General features: G+C 37.7%; 14 protein-coding genes. 6 read left to right on the top strand and 8 right to left on the bottom strand.

Annotation, left to right across the window (positions count from 1 at the left end):
* The first annotated feature begins 7 nt into the window (after window positions 1-7).
* Both AA0X71_RS02365 and AA0X71_RS02360 read left to right on the top strand, forming a co-directional pair.
* Window positions 8-1,057: an acyltransferase family protein gene (locus AA0X71_RS02365; protein ID WP_413358770.1), complete on the top strand. Its 1,050-nt coding sequence runs from the start codon at window positions 8-10 to the stop codon at window positions 1,055-1,057.
* 279 nt (window positions 1,058-1,336) lie between these two features.
* A complete protein-coding gene (locus tag AA0X71_RS02360) occupies window positions 1,337-1,825 on the top strand; it encodes a sigma-70 family RNA polymerase sigma factor (protein ID WP_413358767.1) in 489 nt (162 codons plus the stop codon).
* 108 nt (window positions 1,826-1,933) lie between these two features.
* On the opposite strand, the gene AA0X71_RS02355 is transcribed toward AA0X71_RS02360, so the two are convergent.
* The 7 genes from AA0X71_RS02355 to dctP all read right to left on the bottom strand — a co-directional run bounded on the left by AA0X71_RS02355 (window position 1,934) and on the right by dctP (window position 8,921).
* Entirely contained in the window at window positions 1,934-2,569 is a 636-nt protein-coding gene (locus tag AA0X71_RS02355) for a GntR family transcriptional regulator (RefSeq protein ID WP_413358764.1), read from the bottom strand.
* 58 nt (window positions 2,570-2,627) lie between these two features.
* Window positions 2,628-3,332, bottom strand: coding sequence for an L-ribulose-5-phosphate 4-epimerase (gene araD, locus AA0X71_RS02350; RefSeq protein WP_413358762.1), 705 nt, complete (start codon window positions 3,330-3,332; stop codon window positions 2,628-2,630).
* Complete coding sequence (locus AA0X71_RS02345; protein WP_413358759.1) at window positions 3,325-5,010, bottom strand: ribulokinase; 1,686 nt, start codon at window positions 5,008-5,010, stop codon at window positions 3,325-3,327. The genes araD and AA0X71_RS02345 overlap by 8 nt, the downstream gene beginning before the upstream one ends.
* Window positions 5,011-5,086: 76 nt before the next feature.
* Entirely contained in the window at window positions 5,087-5,899 is an 813-nt protein-coding gene (locus tag AA0X71_RS02340) for a sugar phosphate isomerase/epimerase family protein (RefSeq protein ID WP_413358756.1), read from the bottom strand.
* 165 nt (window positions 5,900-6,064) lie between these two features.
* Entirely contained in the window at window positions 6,065-7,342 is a 1,278-nt protein-coding gene (locus tag AA0X71_RS02335) for a TRAP transporter large permease (RefSeq protein ID WP_413358754.1), read from the bottom strand.
* A complete protein-coding gene (locus AA0X71_RS02330; protein ID WP_413358751.1) occupies window positions 7,343-7,831 on the bottom strand; it encodes a TRAP transporter small permease in 489 nt (162 codons plus the stop codon).
* A 61-nt stretch (window positions 7,832-7,892) separates the two neighbouring features.
* Entirely contained in the window at window positions 7,893-8,921 is a 1,029-nt protein-coding gene (gene dctP, locus AA0X71_RS02325; RefSeq protein ID WP_413358748.1) for a TRAP transporter substrate-binding protein DctP, read from the bottom strand.
* A 396-nt stretch (window positions 8,922-9,317) separates the two neighbouring features.
* Between dctP and AA0X71_RS02320 the strand changes: the two genes are divergently transcribed.
* The 4 genes from AA0X71_RS02320 to AA0X71_RS02305 all read left to right on the top strand — a co-directional run bounded on the left by AA0X71_RS02320 (window position 9,318) and on the right by AA0X71_RS02305 (window position 14,955).
* Complete coding sequence (locus AA0X71_RS02320) at window positions 9,318-10,577, top strand: ribulose-bisphosphate carboxylase large subunit family protein (RefSeq protein WP_413358745.1); 1,260 nt, start codon at window positions 9,318-9,320, stop codon at window positions 10,575-10,577.
* 21 nt (window positions 10,578-10,598) lie between these two features.
* Window positions 10,599-11,996 (top strand): four-carbon acid sugar kinase family protein, encoded by a 1,398-nt coding sequence (locus AA0X71_RS02315; RefSeq protein ID WP_413358742.1) that lies wholly within the window; start codon window positions 10,599-10,601, stop codon window positions 11,994-11,996.
* A 24-nt stretch (window positions 11,997-12,020) separates the two neighbouring features.
* A complete protein-coding gene (locus AA0X71_RS02310) occupies window positions 12,021-12,875 on the top strand; it encodes a phosphogluconate dehydrogenase C-terminal domain-containing protein (RefSeq protein WP_413358740.1) in 855 nt (284 codons plus the stop codon).
* 349 nt (window positions 12,876-13,224) lie between these two features.
* Window positions 13,225-14,955 carry an ATP-binding protein gene (locus tag AA0X71_RS02305; RefSeq protein WP_413358737.1) on the top strand — a complete coding sequence of 577 codons (1,731 nt, stop codon included), beginning with the start codon at window positions 13,225-13,227 and terminating at the stop codon, window positions 14,953-14,955.
* Between the two features lie 183 nt (window positions 14,956-15,138).
* Here the strand turns inward: AA0X71_RS02305 and AA0X71_RS02300 are convergent, their stop codons facing one another.
* Complete coding sequence (locus AA0X71_RS02300; protein WP_413358735.1) at window positions 15,139-15,846, bottom strand: DNA alkylation repair protein; 708 nt, start codon at window positions 15,844-15,846, stop codon at window positions 15,139-15,141.
* Window positions 15,847-16,378: the final 532 nt, after the last annotated feature.

Genomic DNA, 16,378 nt, shown 5'->3' with positions numbered 1-16,378 from the left:
GATTCACATGAGTAAAGACATTAAATTGGATAATGTAAAAGGCGTCCTAATTTTCCTTGTTGTCCTAGGTCATACAATTGGAGCTAGCAAGGAAGGATTAGTAACTCTAGTTAATTTTATATACTCCTTCCACATGCCAGCATTTATATTCATAAGTGGCTATTTTTCCAAAAATCCCACTTTCAAAAAAATACTTAATCTCCTGTTACTATATTTCATCTTTCAATCCTTATATTCTGTTATTCGATATTTCATTGGTGACTTTCCCCAACTCCAATTTACATTTGGGAAACCTCATACCCACTTATGGTACATCGTTAGCTTAGGGTTTTGGTATGCATTAGCACTATTACTTAAACATTTACCTCTAGGTAAAATCTTGAAATTACTATTAATCGTTTTTATTCTATTGATATCTTTTTATTCCCGATTATACGCTGACGAGCTTGTTGAGATAATTCAATCCCATTACACAAACATGCATACGCAAACTCTCTCTATTTTGAGAACTTTTGTTTTTTTACCATTCTTTCTTGCAGGGTTCTATTTACAAGAAAAACAGATGAAGAACTTATATGTATCGTTACAAAGATTTAGATTCATAAAAATAGGTGTTTTTACATTATCAAGCTTGATTTTCCTCTATTTGAGTATGTATCCTACTCATTATGATTTACTTTTCTATGGATTTTCTGGTTATGAAAAATTCTCTATTCCCGGTCAATCTTATATAACAACTATTTTATTTCATTACATCATTGGATTCATTGGTATATATATTGTATTGAATCTTGTTAATGAGAAGAAAAGCATATTAACGAAGTGGGGAGCACACTCATTATCCATCTTTCTTTTCCATATGATTGTTATATTTTATTTAATAAGACACCCAGAATGGTTAAACCAATTAGAACCAGATATTAGACTACTAGTTCAAATTAATATCGCATTGGTAGTAACAATACTTCTTGGATCAACAACATTTAATCGTTGTGTTAGGTTTCTTATAAAACCTTTAGAGACTTTGCTTATCACTAAAAAATTTTTTAAAACATGATATATATTAGTTCATTACCCCTAAATGATAAAATAAGATCTCCCCTACTATCAGGGGAGATCTTTGTTAAATATGCCTCCGATTTAAATTCATCTAGAATTTCAAATTTCACCCTATTATTCTACTTAATTGACGAAAAATCGCTTGAAAAATCAAATTTGGTCCTCTTTTTTTCAATTTGAGTCATTTTTTGTAATTCGACCCGATGCCAGATTCTCGATATGTTAAGGCTACCTAGGAAAACATTTGGTAAGCGCGCTTTCCTGAAAGGGAAAAACGTTGAATGATTTTTATGAATTAGAGAGGCAATATGGTGCGATGATTTGGAAAATCATCCACTCGCTCCACATTTACAAATATCAAGGAGAATTCTATCAAACAGGTCTCATTGCTTTATGGCAAGCAAGCGAGCGCTTTGATTTTAAGAAAGGAAGCTTCAGCAGCTATGCTTATTCGTATATTCGTGGTCGAATTCTAACAGAGCTAACAAAACGTCATAAGTACGAAGAGACATGTGCAACACCTGATGAAGAATATTGGAATTTACTCGAAGATAATTCTGCACAAACACCGTTAGAAAAAGAAACAGTTCTCACATATTGTACGAATTTAACCGACAATCAAAAGAAATGGGTCCTCTACACATCACTAGCAGATCTATCTATTAGGGAAATTGCAGAAGTAGAGCACGTATCAGAGTCAGCGGTTAAGGCTTGGCGGAAAGGAGCACGTAGGAAACTGATAGAGAATTTAAGAACGACAGACTAACGTTTGATGCACTTAATTTTAAACAGTCAAAGGAGCTTGGAAATCCCCCTTGCTCCTTTGACTGAACATTATTAAGCCCGATCGAAACGAATGTAGGCTATTTTTTCCTTAAGATATCAGGATTCTCTTCCCGAATTCGAGATGGGTTGCCATCAATTCTGCTGCTTCTGGTTTCCCTGCAATAATATGTTGATAAATTTCTAAATGATCTTTGTAGGATTGAACCATTCTAGTTGATTCTTTACGTAACACCTTAATGGCGATTAATTGGAGTTGATCCTGTATATTCTCCATGATTTTGAGAATTTCAGAATTCTCGTATAGGACAACTAGTTGCTTATGAAATTCCGCATCTAGTGTCGTGAACTCCGAATAATCTCGCATTTCCAGGCACTTTTCTTGTCCTTGGAGGTTGTTCATAAACCAGTTCTTTTCTTCATCTGTCCAGTCTCTTATCGATAATTTCTTGACAATATGAGACTCGAGCGCAATCCTCAGATCATAAATATCAACCGCTTTATTAAGTGAAAGCTCAGATACGACAAGCCCTTGGTTCGGAGAATGATTAATGAACCCTTCAAGGACCAGTCTCTCCAGCGCAGCACGTATAGGAGTTCTGCTCATCTTAAGATCTTCTACTAACTCCCGCTCCGTTAAAAATTCACCTGGCTTATAAAAACCATCAACAATTTGTTTCTTCAATTCGATATAAGCCTTTTCCTTTAATGTTAGTGACTCTTCCAAAATAAATACTCCTCTGTTATATTTTTACTTTCTTAAATATATCATACTAAAGACTTCGTTAGCATGTCCAATCCTCCCTTTGCCCGTAGTATGCACTCTCGCCATGCTTTCTTAAGAAATGTTTGTCTAAGAGCACTTGCGAAATAGGCTTCGTACTGGGATTTAACAACAGAGTTTGAATCCCCATTTTGGCAACTTCTTCAATCACCACCGCATTATGAACTGCTTGTTGTGCATCTTTTCCCCATGCAAATGGAGCATGCTGATTCACTAAAACACCTGGCATATGCAGAGGATAATGTCCTTGTAAGGTTTCAACAATTACTTTCCCTGTTTCTAACTCATAATGATGAGTGATTTCCTCGTTCCTTAATTCTCTAGTACAAGGGATTGACCCATAAAAATAATCAGCATGAGTCGTTCCAAATGAAGGAATATCTTTTCCCGCTTGAGCCCAGCTTGTGGCATAAAGGGAGTGGGTATGAACAATTCCACCAATTTCTTGCAAGGATTTATAAAGAAATAGATGGGTGGGTGTATCAGAGGAAGGGCGTAAATGGCCCTCAACTTGATTTCCTTCTAGGTCCAATACGACCATTTGCTTAGCCGTTAATTCTTCATAAGGAACTCCACTCGGTTTAATCACTACAAGCCCTCGCTCTCGATCGATTCCACTTACGTTTCCCCATGTATACGTTACTAACCCTCGCCTTGGAAGTTCAAGATTAGCTTGTAACACCGCTTCTTTTAAATCTTCAAGCATCGTTTTCCCCTCCACCTCTTTTTATTCTTTTTAACGTTTTCATCACTTCATTTTCTCCACGCCCGAAGTAGTCATGAAGCTTACAATATTCCCGATAAAGCTGCTCATAAATTGTAATATTTCGCTTAATCGGCCGATAGACCTTATCTTGAAGCTTCGCCATATACTTAGCCGCTTCCACGATACTGCTATATCCTCCTCTTTCTTCTCCTGCTGCAACAGCAGCAAACATAGCTGAGCCTAATGCAGGAGTTTGCGTTGAAGCAGAAATTCGAATCTCCATATTGGTAATATCCGCATAAATTTGCATGAACAATTTATTCTTTTGCGGAAGCCCTCCGCAAGCATATAACTCATGAATATCAACACCATTATTTCGGAATTCATCAATAATCTTTTTCGTTCCGAAAGCTGTTGCTTCAATTAGTGCACGGTAAATTTCTTCAGCCTTTGTTTGCAAGTTCAGCCCGAGTATGATTCCCGATAAGTCTGCATCCACTATAACAGAGCGATTACCGTTCCACCAATCTAACGTCAGCAGACCACTTTCCCCTGGCATTAACTTACACGCTTTCTCCTCTAAAAGCTGGTGGATATTTAGATTTCTTTGATTTGCCTCCTCGAAATAATGCTCAGGTACAGAAGATGTTATAAACCATTCAAAAATATCTCCGACGGCAGCTTGACCTGCTTCATACCCAAACAAACCAGGTATGATTCCATCCTCTACCACCCCGCACATACCTTCAATCATTTGTTCAGTCTCACCAAGTACTAGATGGCAAATGGAGGTACCCATCACCATCACCATTTTTTCAGGCTTCGTTACATTTACAGCTGGAACCGCCACATGAGCATCGACATTCCCAACTGCAACTGCCGTTCCTGGAATCAACCCCAATTTACGTGCCATTTTCTCTGTTAATTCACCGGCCTTGCTACCGATAGGCTGAATAGGTGACCGAAGCTTCTCCTCTACAACATGTTCTAGACTCGGATCAAGTGCCTTAAAGAACTCATTGTCAGGAAAACCTTCTTGTTTATGCCACATCGCCTTATAGCCCGCTGTACAACTATTTCTGACCGCTACTCCCGTTAATTGCATGGTGACCCAGTCGGTTGCTTCCATGAACTGATCGATATCCCGATAAAGCTCCGGTTCATCATTTACTACTTCCCATATTTTCGGAATCATCCATTCAGAAGAAACTTTATTCCCGTACCGTTCCAGAAACCTTTCTGTTCTTTCCTTTGCCATTTCATTTAGTTGATTAGCTTCGTCCTGAGCTGCATGATGCTTCCATAGTTTCACCCATGCATGGGGATGATGTTTATATTGTTCTAACTGGCTTAACGCTCTTCCATCTGATGCAACAGGAACAACTGTGCAAGAAGTAAAATCAATAGAAAGTCCAATGACATCCTGAGGATCTACTTGTGAATCATGAATTACTTTTGATACCGTCGTAACTAAAACATCTATATAGTCATCCGGATTTTGTAACGCCCAGTCCGATTCCAATCGAATATCCGTACCGGGTAAATATTCATCGATCACACCATCTGGATATTCCTTCACTGATGAGGCTACTTCCTCTCCTGTACCAATATCCACTAGCACCGCTCGACCCGATTGGGTGCCAAAATCAATCCCAATTGTGTATCTATTCCTCTCCATGAAAATCAACCTCATTTCAGTCACTTCTAGTGCTTTCTTTAATAATAGAAAGTAGTTGAACCTTCAAAACGTCTCATTAACCAATCTCTTTTAAAATCTTCTTTTTTAAAAAGCGAATGCTTTTCACAGCCCACTCATTTTCAAGTTCAACAGTTTCCTCGATTGAATTAGCGAATGGCGGCCACAGTTCCAAAATGATATTGACATCCTTTTTTTCTTCTTTGAGTTCATTTAATAACAGATCAATGTCTAACATCCCCTCTCCCGCAGGGGTTCCAGTCAAGAGGAATCCCATCATATGATCCACTCTTTTTATCTCAAAGTCTTTAACATGAACATTAACGATAAAAGGAGCAAGATTTTTGATAACCTGGTTCGGTCCTTCTAGCGCCCCAAAAGAATTCACCGTATCTAAACAGACCCCAACATAACGACTTCCTATTTGGTTAAACAGCTGACTAAACTGTTCTGTCGTATGCCGATCATGATTTTCGATTCCAAGGGTAACTCCAGATGTCTCATATAACGGAAGTACTTCATGGATATCCTTTTCAACCTGCATCATGTTATCTGAGTTAATAATCGTCCGGACCAATTTAGCATCAAAAAATCGGGCCAGTTCTAAAAATCTTCTCAAATGATTTGGGCTAGTACCTCTCGTTCCAATTTCAATCTCTATTTCTAATTCTCTTGCTACTTCCTTTATTTTAAAAAGCTCACGTTCTTCTAATTGCTCAAGGGGGACATTATCTGCAAATTGCACAAGTTTGACTCCTAATTTGTGTGCTGTTCGTAAAAATCCGACTGCATCCAGTTGCCGTTGTGGCAACGGATATCCTGGAACTCCAATCGCCCACGCTAGTGCGTAACTTCCTAGTCCTAGTTTCATTTTCCCATCCCCATTACAAATTAATATTATTTAATAATGATAGAATCATTGTAATTGTGAACACACTTATTGAAGTGGTAATAAAAGCAATTGAAGATACAAACCTTGGCTCTAAGTTAAATTGAATCGCATACATGACCTCTTTTAATTTATACTCTTCTTTCTTTAGTTCTTTAAAAGATTAGGTAGCCATGTACTGATTCCTGGTATATAGGTGATTAACAACAAACAAATTAGCATAACAATATAGAATGGAATTAGAGCTTTTGTGATTTCTTCTAATTTGATCTTAGCAATTTGACAAGAGATGAATAAATTAACCCCTACTGGTGGTGTGCACATGCCGATCGCTAAGTTGACAACCATAATCATCCCAAACTGCACTGGATCAACACCAAAACTCATCGCAACAGGTGTTAGCAACGGAGCTAAGATAATGATAGCCGCCCCTGTTTCCATGAACATACCCACTAATAGTAATAAAACATTTATTAATAATAGGAATACAACCGGACTCTCTGAAATCGAAGTAAAGAATGCCGAGACATGCTGAGGGATTTGTTCACGACTTAAAATCCAAGAGAACAAACCAATATTCGCTATAATAAACATGACCACTGAGGTTGTGATTACAGACTTCGTTAAAATAGGAATAATCTCTTTCACCTTAATTTCTTTATAAATAAAGAAGCCGATGATAAAAGCGTATGCTACCGCGATACCCGCAGCTTCAGTAGGGGTAAAAACTCCTCCATAAATCCCCCCAAGAATGATAAAAGGCATTAGTAGCGCTAAGAATGCATCCTTAAAAGCTTTCCACTTTTCAGCACTTGTTGCTTTTTCAACACCTTTATAACCTCTTTTTTTTGCAATATAATAAACTAGAAAAATTAAACTTGAGCCAATTAAAATACCCGGAATAATCCCTGCCATAAATAAAGCACTAATCGATGTACCTGTAGCTACTCCATACAGTATTAAAGGAACACTCGGAGGGATAATAACACCTAATTCCCCCGAAATCGCTTGAGTCGCACCTGCAAATTTGCGGTCATACCCCTTTTTCACCATCGCTGGAATTAGTATCGATCCAACAGCCGCCACAGTAGCTGCTCCTGAACCAGCAATTGCAGCAAAAAACATGGATGTGACTACAACGACAATCCCTAGACCCCCAGGGAAGTGACCTGTTAATGTATTAGCGAAATTGATTAGACGCTTGGATATTCCACCTGATTCCATTAATGTCCCAACAAGAATAAAAAACGGGACAGCCATTAAGGGGAATGAATCGATTGAAGTGAAGGAACGTTGAGCTAGGATAAGCAGCGACGATCCTCCATCTATCCATACAGCAACAACAGAAGCAAGGCCTAGTGATATAGCAATTGGAATTCCTAAGAAAAAGAAAACAAAGAGAGATATGATTAACGTAACGATCATCTAAAACTCACCATCCTTCTTGCCTTGCATTTCCTCTAATATGACACCAACTGAGTTAAATAATAGAAGTAGTGCACCGATTGGGATAGCAGCATACGGAATAGACATCGGAATTCGAGTGGAAGCTGCCAACTGCATATGGACTTGTTGCGTTATATCTAACCCAACCTTAAATAACACACTAAAAAAAACGATACAGATAACGAGGACAAAAATATTCAAGTATTTACGAATCCCTTTTGGCAGTCTTTCTCCGATAAATTCAATGGCAATCATTTGACGGTAGCGTAAGGATAATGCAGCTCCAAAGAAAACGATATACACCATTAAATACCTTGAAATTTCCTCTGACCACGGTAACGAAGATTCTAAAATATAGCGAAATATAACCTGAAGAACGATCAAGACAGACATGATCGCCAACATTGCACTTACAGTTACCTTTACAATTGTATTAATGAAGTCAATAAACTTAATGATATAAGCCATTTATCTAACCCCCTAAATAAAAAGAGCGAATCACTCGCCCTTTTTATCTGTTCTTAGACAATCATTTTGCATTCATAATTGCTTCATAAACTTCTGGCGAAGCATCCTTATATTTATCTGTAATAGGTTTTAGTGCTTCAATAAACGGAGCCTTGTCAACCTCGTTAAATACCATTCCTTTTGATTCCATTTCAGCCTGATATTCAGCTTCCTTTTCATCATTGTAATCATAGTTTGCTTGAGCACCATTTTGTGCAGCAGTGATAACGATCTCTTGTTGCTCTTCTGTTAAACTATCAAATAATTGTTTTGATAAAAGGAGAGCTCCGGCTGAATAGACATGTCCTGTTCTAGATGTGTATTTTTGCACTTCCTCTAAGTTATTTACATAAAGAATAAAAATAGGATTCTCTTGACCATCGATGACCCCCTGCTGTAACGATGTGAACACTTCTCCCCAAGCCATCGGAGTCGGATCTGCTCCTAATTCTTGAAATGCTTCTAAGTGAACGTTGTTTTCCATCGTACGAATTTTCAATCCTTCTAAATCCTCAGGTTTTTCAATTGGTCGCTCATTATTCGTAATATGTCTAAATCCAGTTTCTCCCCAAGAAAGCAATTTCAGATTTGCATTTTCCATCTTTTCACCTAACAATTTCCCTGCTTCTCCTTGCATAGCAGAACGGGCATGTTCAAGATCTTCAAAAATAAAAGGAATATCCAAAACGGCCATCTCTGGAACAAAGTTCGTAATAACTGCAGAGGATACCATTGCTCCTTCTAATGTACCAATGGAAGCTGCTTCCACCATTTCTCTTTCTCCACCTAGAGCACTGTTATAGTGTAGATTGACTTTAATTTCTCCATTTGTTTTTCCCTCTACCTCTTCTTTAAATAGCTTCATCGCTTGTGGGAATGAGGAATCTTCTGTTGTGGTTGTTCCAATATTGATGACAATCGGATCATTACTCCCGGAGCCATTTTGTTCCGAATTTCCATTACTGTTCGTTCCTGCTGTATTACCACTACATCCAATAATCGCTGTCATCGATAATAAGAACATGGCTAATAGCATACTTATTTTTTTCATTTTCTTTCCCCCTCGTTTATTTTGTTACGACTCTTCAAAACTTCAATTCTATTTTTTCACCCCCCTTTTTTTAAAACGCTTTCATTTTAATTTTTGACTTTACTGAATATTTAATTGTTTGTCAAAATATTATCAAACAGTTCAGAATTATGTCAATACATTTTGTATACCTAATGTATTTAATTTTTCATTTTTTTAGAACAACATTAATTTTATATCTATATTAAATTAATATATTAGATTAATCTAAAAGGACATAATACACGAAAACACGAGAATTATTCACTGTTTATTTCTATAATCCCCAAATACTTGTTGTATACATATTGTATTCAATTAATTAATATGTTATTTTGTAATCGTATACATTTTTCAGAAAAAGGAGTTGGGAAATTTATGGGGGATTCTCAAATCATTGCAACCTATCTTATTGAAACTCCTTATCCTTTAGAAGTAGCTGCTGAAGTAATGGCAGGGGAACAGTCTTCAGGGACTTTCATTAAGCTCCCAGGTGAAACAGATGAACTCAAAGAGAAACACCGAGCAAAAATCATTAGCATTAAGCCGTTGGAGACTGTGTCTTCTCCATCTTTACCTGGTTCAAAAAAAGTGAGCCGTGATGAGATAGGAAAATTTTATCGCGGGGAGGTCGTATTATCTTTTCCCTATCATAATGTAGGACCGTCTATTCCTAACTTATTAGCAACTGTCGCCGGAAATCTTTATGAACTTGAGGAATTTTCTGGTCTTAAGCTATTAGACCTTGAACTTCCTTCTGAATTTACTACAGTCTATTCCGGCCCAAAATTTGGGATAAAAGGTACTCGAGAGCTTGCAAACGTGTTTGAGCGTCCTCTTATCGGAACCATTATTAAACCAAATATCGGACTATCACCTGAACAACTAAGAATAGTCGTAAGAGACCTGGCTAAGGCAGGTATTGATTTTATTAAAGATGATGAGATAAATGGCAATCCTCCTTACTTTCCGCTAAAAGAACGAATTCGTATTGTGATGGAGGAAATCGAAAGAGCAGCTGATCACACCGGTAAGAAAGCTATGTACGCAGTGAATATTACGGATGATATCGATAATCTCATTAAAAACCACGATCAAGTAGTTAATGCTGGAGGAAATTGCGTAATGGTCAGCATCAATAGTATTGGTCTTTCCGGACTCGCCTATTTAAGAAAGCACAGTGAAGTTCCTATTCATGGACATCGCAACCAATGGGGAATGATGACCCGTTCACCGTTATTAGGAATAGAGTTTATCGCTTGGCAAAAGTTATGTCGATTAGCAGGTGTTGATCATTTACACGTCAATGGTTTGGAAAATAAGTTTTATGAAACAAATGATTCAGTTATTCGGTCAGCTAAAAGTTGTTTAGAGCCCATGTTCGACGGAAATCAAGTGATGCCTGTGCTTTCCTCAAAACAATGGGCTGGTACCGCTATTCCAACTTATCATAGCTTAAAATCGACTGATGTCATCCATATTGCTGGTGGAGGAATTCATGGCCACCCAGACGGAACGGTTGCCGGTTTAAAAAGTATGATCCAAGGATGGGAAGCCGCCATGCAAGGAAGAAGTCTCGAAGAATATGCAGAAACTCACATTGAGTTAAAACAAGCGATTGAAAAATACTCAAATTAGGATGGGAAGGCGGTCATTTCAATGAAAAATAATCCTAACCTCCTCATGACATATTACGGTGACGATTTTACAGGCTCCACCGATTCTATGGAAGCCCTCACTATTAATGGAGTCAAAACAGTCTTATTTTTAGATGTTCCAGATAAAAATCTGATTGAAGAACGATTCCCTCATGTGCAAGCATTTGGTATAGCTGGCGTTGGTCGAACGATGTCACCAGCACAAATGGAAACAGAATTAAAGGTCATACTGGAACAGCTTCAACAGTTTCACGCACCTATTATCCACTATAAGATTTGTTCAACCTTTGATTCTTCACCAGAGGTTGGAAGTATAGGAAAAGTGATCGACATTTGTTTAGAGGTGGATACTACTCAGTCATCCATCCCCTTGCTTGTCGGTTGTCCATTTTTGAAACGGTACACGGTTTTTGGGAATCACTTTGCTACTGTCGGAGATCAAACTTACAGACTGGATAGGCATCCAACCATGTCTAAGCATCCAACCACTCCTATGCAAGAAGCTGACTTAAAGATTCATTTAAGCAAGCAAACTAGCAAAAAGATAGATTTATTCAATTTACTCGATCTAGAAATAGCAGAGGAAATCTTAACTAGACATTATAAACAGAAATCAATGGAGAACGACGCTATTATCTTTGATGTTGTGAATGAGCAGCAAATGGAGAGAATTGGACGCTTACTGTGGGAATGCAGCAAAGAAGGAAACCATTTTGTCATTGGCTCTTCTGGTATTCAATATGCATTGACCAATCATTGGAAACGCCAACAAATCATTTCTAATGCAGAATCACTTTTAAGTACGAGGAATTTAACCCCACAGCAAACACTCGTTGTTTCAGGAAGCTGTTCACCCGTCACTAAAGACCAAATCGAATGGTCTTTGGAAAATGGTTTTAAGGGGATAAAAATTTCCACAGAGGAACTATTACAACCTAACAAAGAAACAGAAATTTATAACCAAAGCTTGGAAGAAGCTATCCACCTTATTAGGCAAGGAGAAAATGTCGTTATATATACTTCATTAGGACCCGAAGATACTAGCATTGCAGCAACTAAAAATATCTTACTAGCATTAGGTGAAAACCCAGCTCATACCGGAAGACTTATCGGAGAAAAGCTCGGTAGGTTAACAAAGGAAATTGTAAGTAAGTCAAATTTAAAAAGGCTGGTTATCGCTGGTGGCGATACCTCCGGTTACGCAACTAAGGAACTAGGAATATATGGTTTAGAAATGATCATGCCGATAGCTCCTGGAGGACCCCTTTGCAGATCCTATTCTGAAGATTCTAAATTTGATGGTTTAGAAATCTCTTTAAAAGGTGGCCAAGTAGGAACATCAAATTACTTCGGCATAGTCCGTGATGGAGTAAGAGTTTCTGTAGATAGTTTTAAATAATAATAGACGAAGGGAAGATGTATGATGAAAACGATCGCTCTAATTGGTGCTGGGGGAAAAATGGGATGTAGAATTACTGATAATTTGAAGGACTCAGATTATCATGTGTTATATGTAGAAATCGGGCAACAAGGAATTGAAAATTTAGCAGCAAGAGGGATTACACCAACACCAACTGATGAAGCAGTTAGTATTGCTGACGCCGTCATTTTAGCTGTACCTGATGTAGCTATTAGAACCGTTTCCAGTAACCTGATACCTAAAATGAAATCTGGTGCATTAATTATATTATTAGACCCTGCTGCCGCTTTTGCAGATAGTATTTTAAAACGGGAGGATATTAACTATTTTATAGCTCACCCTTGCCACCCTCCTTTGTTTAATGATGAAACGACCGAAGAAGCAAGACGCGATTATTTTGGAGGGATAAAGGCCAAACAAGCCATTGTTTGTGCTTTAATGCAAGGAAACGAAGAGGACTACCTGACAGGTGAAAAAATCGCTATTAAAATGTACGCTCCTGTATTGCGAGCACATCGTGTTACGATCGAACAAATGGCCATTCTTGAACCTACTATGGCTGAAACCGTGGGGGCAACCATGGCTATTGTCTTAAAGGAAGCAATGGATGAAGCAGTCAAACGCGGGGTTCCTGCTGAAGCTGCACGCGATTTTATGCTTGGACACATTAACATCGAATTAGCAATCGCTTTCGGAGAAGCTGGCAATCCGTTCTCGGACGCAGCTTTGGTGGCCATTGAGTATGGCAAAAAGCACTTACTCAAAGAAAACTGGAGAGATCTTTTCGATATTCCAAGTGTAAAAGAGCAAATCAATATTATGTTACACCCTGAAAAATTAGAACAAGTAAAAGCATAATTATTCGCTAAACGTGATCGATGCCTCTTATTAGTAAGAGGCATCTTATAATTGAAATGAGAACCCTACTTTTGTCCATTAAGTTGAAGGAAATAATAACAGATTAGCCATCCACTCAAGGAACTTCTCCCTCTTTAGTTAACATTTACTTGATAGCTATAATCGTCTATACTTTTTATATAATATTGAAAATAAAAAAGTTGCTCTTTAGCTCCGTACTAAATAATCAGAATACTCCATCTATTACCCAAAAAGTAACAAATGAATGCAAAAGATATTTTCTATCTTATCTAAAATCGGTCTACTCATATCCAAGTAGGACAAACATCCCCATGAAAGGAGAAGCTGCATGACTGTTCTTTATCCGATTACACCATTGATTAACAATCCCACTTTAATCGAAAATGGTGGACATATTTTGTATATGTTTACTGAAGAGGATATATATGTTGGGAATGCTGTCCAGTATATTTATGAGGGTATCCAGAAGGAAGCCGTCATTTTTTTAATGGAAACCGAAGAAATGATGGAGAGAATTAAAAGAGACCTTGCCAAATTAGGTGTTAGTGACCTTCAACTTCATTCTATTATTGGCATTGATAGCTATGAGTTTTATTTGGATGGTCCTCACTTTAATCATATAGGGGCTGGAAGAGAATTGATGGCACTCGTACAACCGTATCTTGATCAAGGCTGTCATATCCGCACTTGGGGCCAGGTTCCTTTCCCTCTTGAAGATCCCCTTGAGCATTTAATCACGTATGAATGTTCATGCGATGAATTTATCAATCAAAATAGAGTGATTTCTGTTTGTGGCTATAATGGTCTATCCACTCCCGCCTATGTGCAAAATGAATTATTGAAAACCCACACCCATTTTATGACAGATGATGAACAATACCCTTCACGATCTTATAGTAAAAAACATCATCATTCTCTTTCAAATGCAGAGATGGAAAGAATTCATAAAATTGAGGAGCAACTGAAACTTCTTCAAAGCAAAAATGCTCGCTTAATTTCAGAGAATGATTCGATTAAAATGAAAAATGAATTAATGCAAGAAAATGAGTTAAAGTTGCGTACCATTATTAATGAGCTTCCTATCCCAGTCGTTATTCGAAATAAAGAAAGGATCCTTTTTTACAACGAAATAGCCGAGGACAAGCTCTATATTGAAAATCATCATTTTGTGAAAGATACCTCATTTAGAAGCTTTTTTGATGAGTATCAGTTTAAATTATTAGATCATTCAAATAGCAAAATTCAAGAGCATCAATTCATTCATGTCAATGGGAAAAAGAATTTTTACTTGGTAAAATCGATTGTGATTTTATTTGAAGGGGCACCGGCAATTCTTCATACCTTTGTCGACATCACGAAGGAAAAAGAAAATGAGAGTCTACTGATTCGCTCTGAAAAGATGAATATCGCTGGGGAACTAGCAGCGAGTATTGCCCATGAATTGAGGAATCCACTGACTTCTATTAAAGGCTTCTTTCATATGCTGAAGAATTCAGGAGAGGAAAAAGAGCTCTATTACAGCATTATTGAGGATGAGCTATCGCGAATCGAGCAGATTTCAAGTGAATTACTTTCACTGGCAAAACCACATTCTGAGAACCGAAAAAGTCATAATATTGTACAAATCATCGAGGAAGTAAAACTGTTGCTTACCTCTGAAACCAATATGAAAAACATTGATTTGCTTCTCAAATGTGATAACAGGGAACTATATATCTGCTGCGAGGATACAAAAATCAAGCAAGTCTTTATCAATTTAATAAAAAATGCGATTGACGCTATGGAAGATGGAGGAAATATCATCCTTCAAATCACGGAAATGAAGGAATCCGTTCAAATTCAGGTCATTGACCAAGGATGTGGGATTCCTGCAGATTTAATCGATAAAATCGGTGAGCCTTTCTACACAACGAAAGAAAAAGGAACCGGTATCGGTTTAATGGTCTGTTACCAAATTATCGAAAAGTATGGTGGTGAAATCGAAATGGATAGCACCGAAGGAATTGGGACTACCTTTACGATTACCCTTCCTACAGCAGCAAAAAGTTTACCCGTTTGATAATCAGCCTTGGGAGTGAGTGGTGCACATTCACTCCCCTTTTATTTTGTCCGTTATCGGAAAGGATTTATTCAGGAAAACAAAAACGCCACCAGTCCTTTGGTGATGTTATTAATTTGATCAAAGAGTTAATATCCACTTTGTTAGTATATGAAATGGAACGAGGTGCCTGTCCCTATGTCCCTAACATCTGACATATTTACGTTTAAAGCCCAGTCTTCCTTTATCTAGATCCTTTTGAATGTTTTCAGCAGCGTGGAGGATACTATTTTTTTTCTTGTCTCGCTTCATTTCTACTGGTCCGATCGCTTTGGCCGTTTCAAGTGCCTTTTCTGAATGTGGCACATATGAAATTCCGACTGTGTAGACAAAATAATTCATGGCAGATTTCGTCCGTTCAGGAGCATCGCGAATCGTCTTTTCTACTTTTTCAAGCATCGCTTCAATTTTCGATTCACTAAACTCTTGGTCCTTACGATTGCCCAAGAGCCAGCAGTAACAGCTCCATCCAGCTGACATCTTCAGCTCTTCACCGCTTTCGATCCATTTATCGGCCACTGCCTGGGCAATGGGTGATTCAGATAACGTTACGGCAACGACATAATCTGAAATCATATAAAAGTAAGCACCATCGATCCAACGCTCAAAATCCTCTTCCGTCATAGCGTTCGGGTCAGCGATTACTCCAGCAAAATACATCGCATCATAGTTTCCAGTTGCATAAAGCTTTTCAGCCAACGCCTGGTCCTTTTTAATTACCTTCCTCATTGGCTTCATCGCACCTGTTGCCACACCAAAAAGAGGCTCTTGTGCCCCATTGCCTATGTACATTTTTTTCAATCTTTCCTTACCGAGCGCTTCAAGCTCTTGCATCACCGTTTCGAAATCCATCGCTTTACACTTCCTTTTTAATCATCTCTTTTCATTATAACCAACTGGCCAATCTCTTTAATAGCAGAGCACCGCATATTAATAACTTTTTGAAGCCAGAAAATTTGATCAATCGTTTGATCTATTTGCTAATGCTTTTTGAAAATATCAATATGAAAAATTCACTTTTGAAATAACGACGCAAGCCCTTATTTGACGTTATAGATTTGATCAAACGTTTGATCAAGAGATGTTTTTTTGCTTTACTAAAATATCGATCTTCTCAAATCAGCTTATAACAGGTACATTTTCCCTATACTCATACAGTTTTTAACAAAAATTACTTTTATTGTCACATTTTTCTTTAGATCTTTTCGGTATGATGGAGTTAAGACAATCATTCTTTTTCAAAAGTAGGAAATAAAGAACAATTACAAAGTTAACAATCTAGCATTCATTGAAAGAAATAGAAATACATTTTAAAGCTCGTTTCTCCATCGTCACTTCACTTGAAAAGACACCCTTTCTTTCTTAACTCCATCAAGGATAAACA

Origin of the sequence: Robertmurraya phoenicis (assembly GCF_047302285.1) — a bacterium.
Taxonomy (GTDB): Bacteria; Bacillota; Bacilli; order Bacillales; family Cytobacillaceae; genus Robertmurraya.
This window is presented reverse-complemented; position numbering and strand designations above follow the sequence as displayed.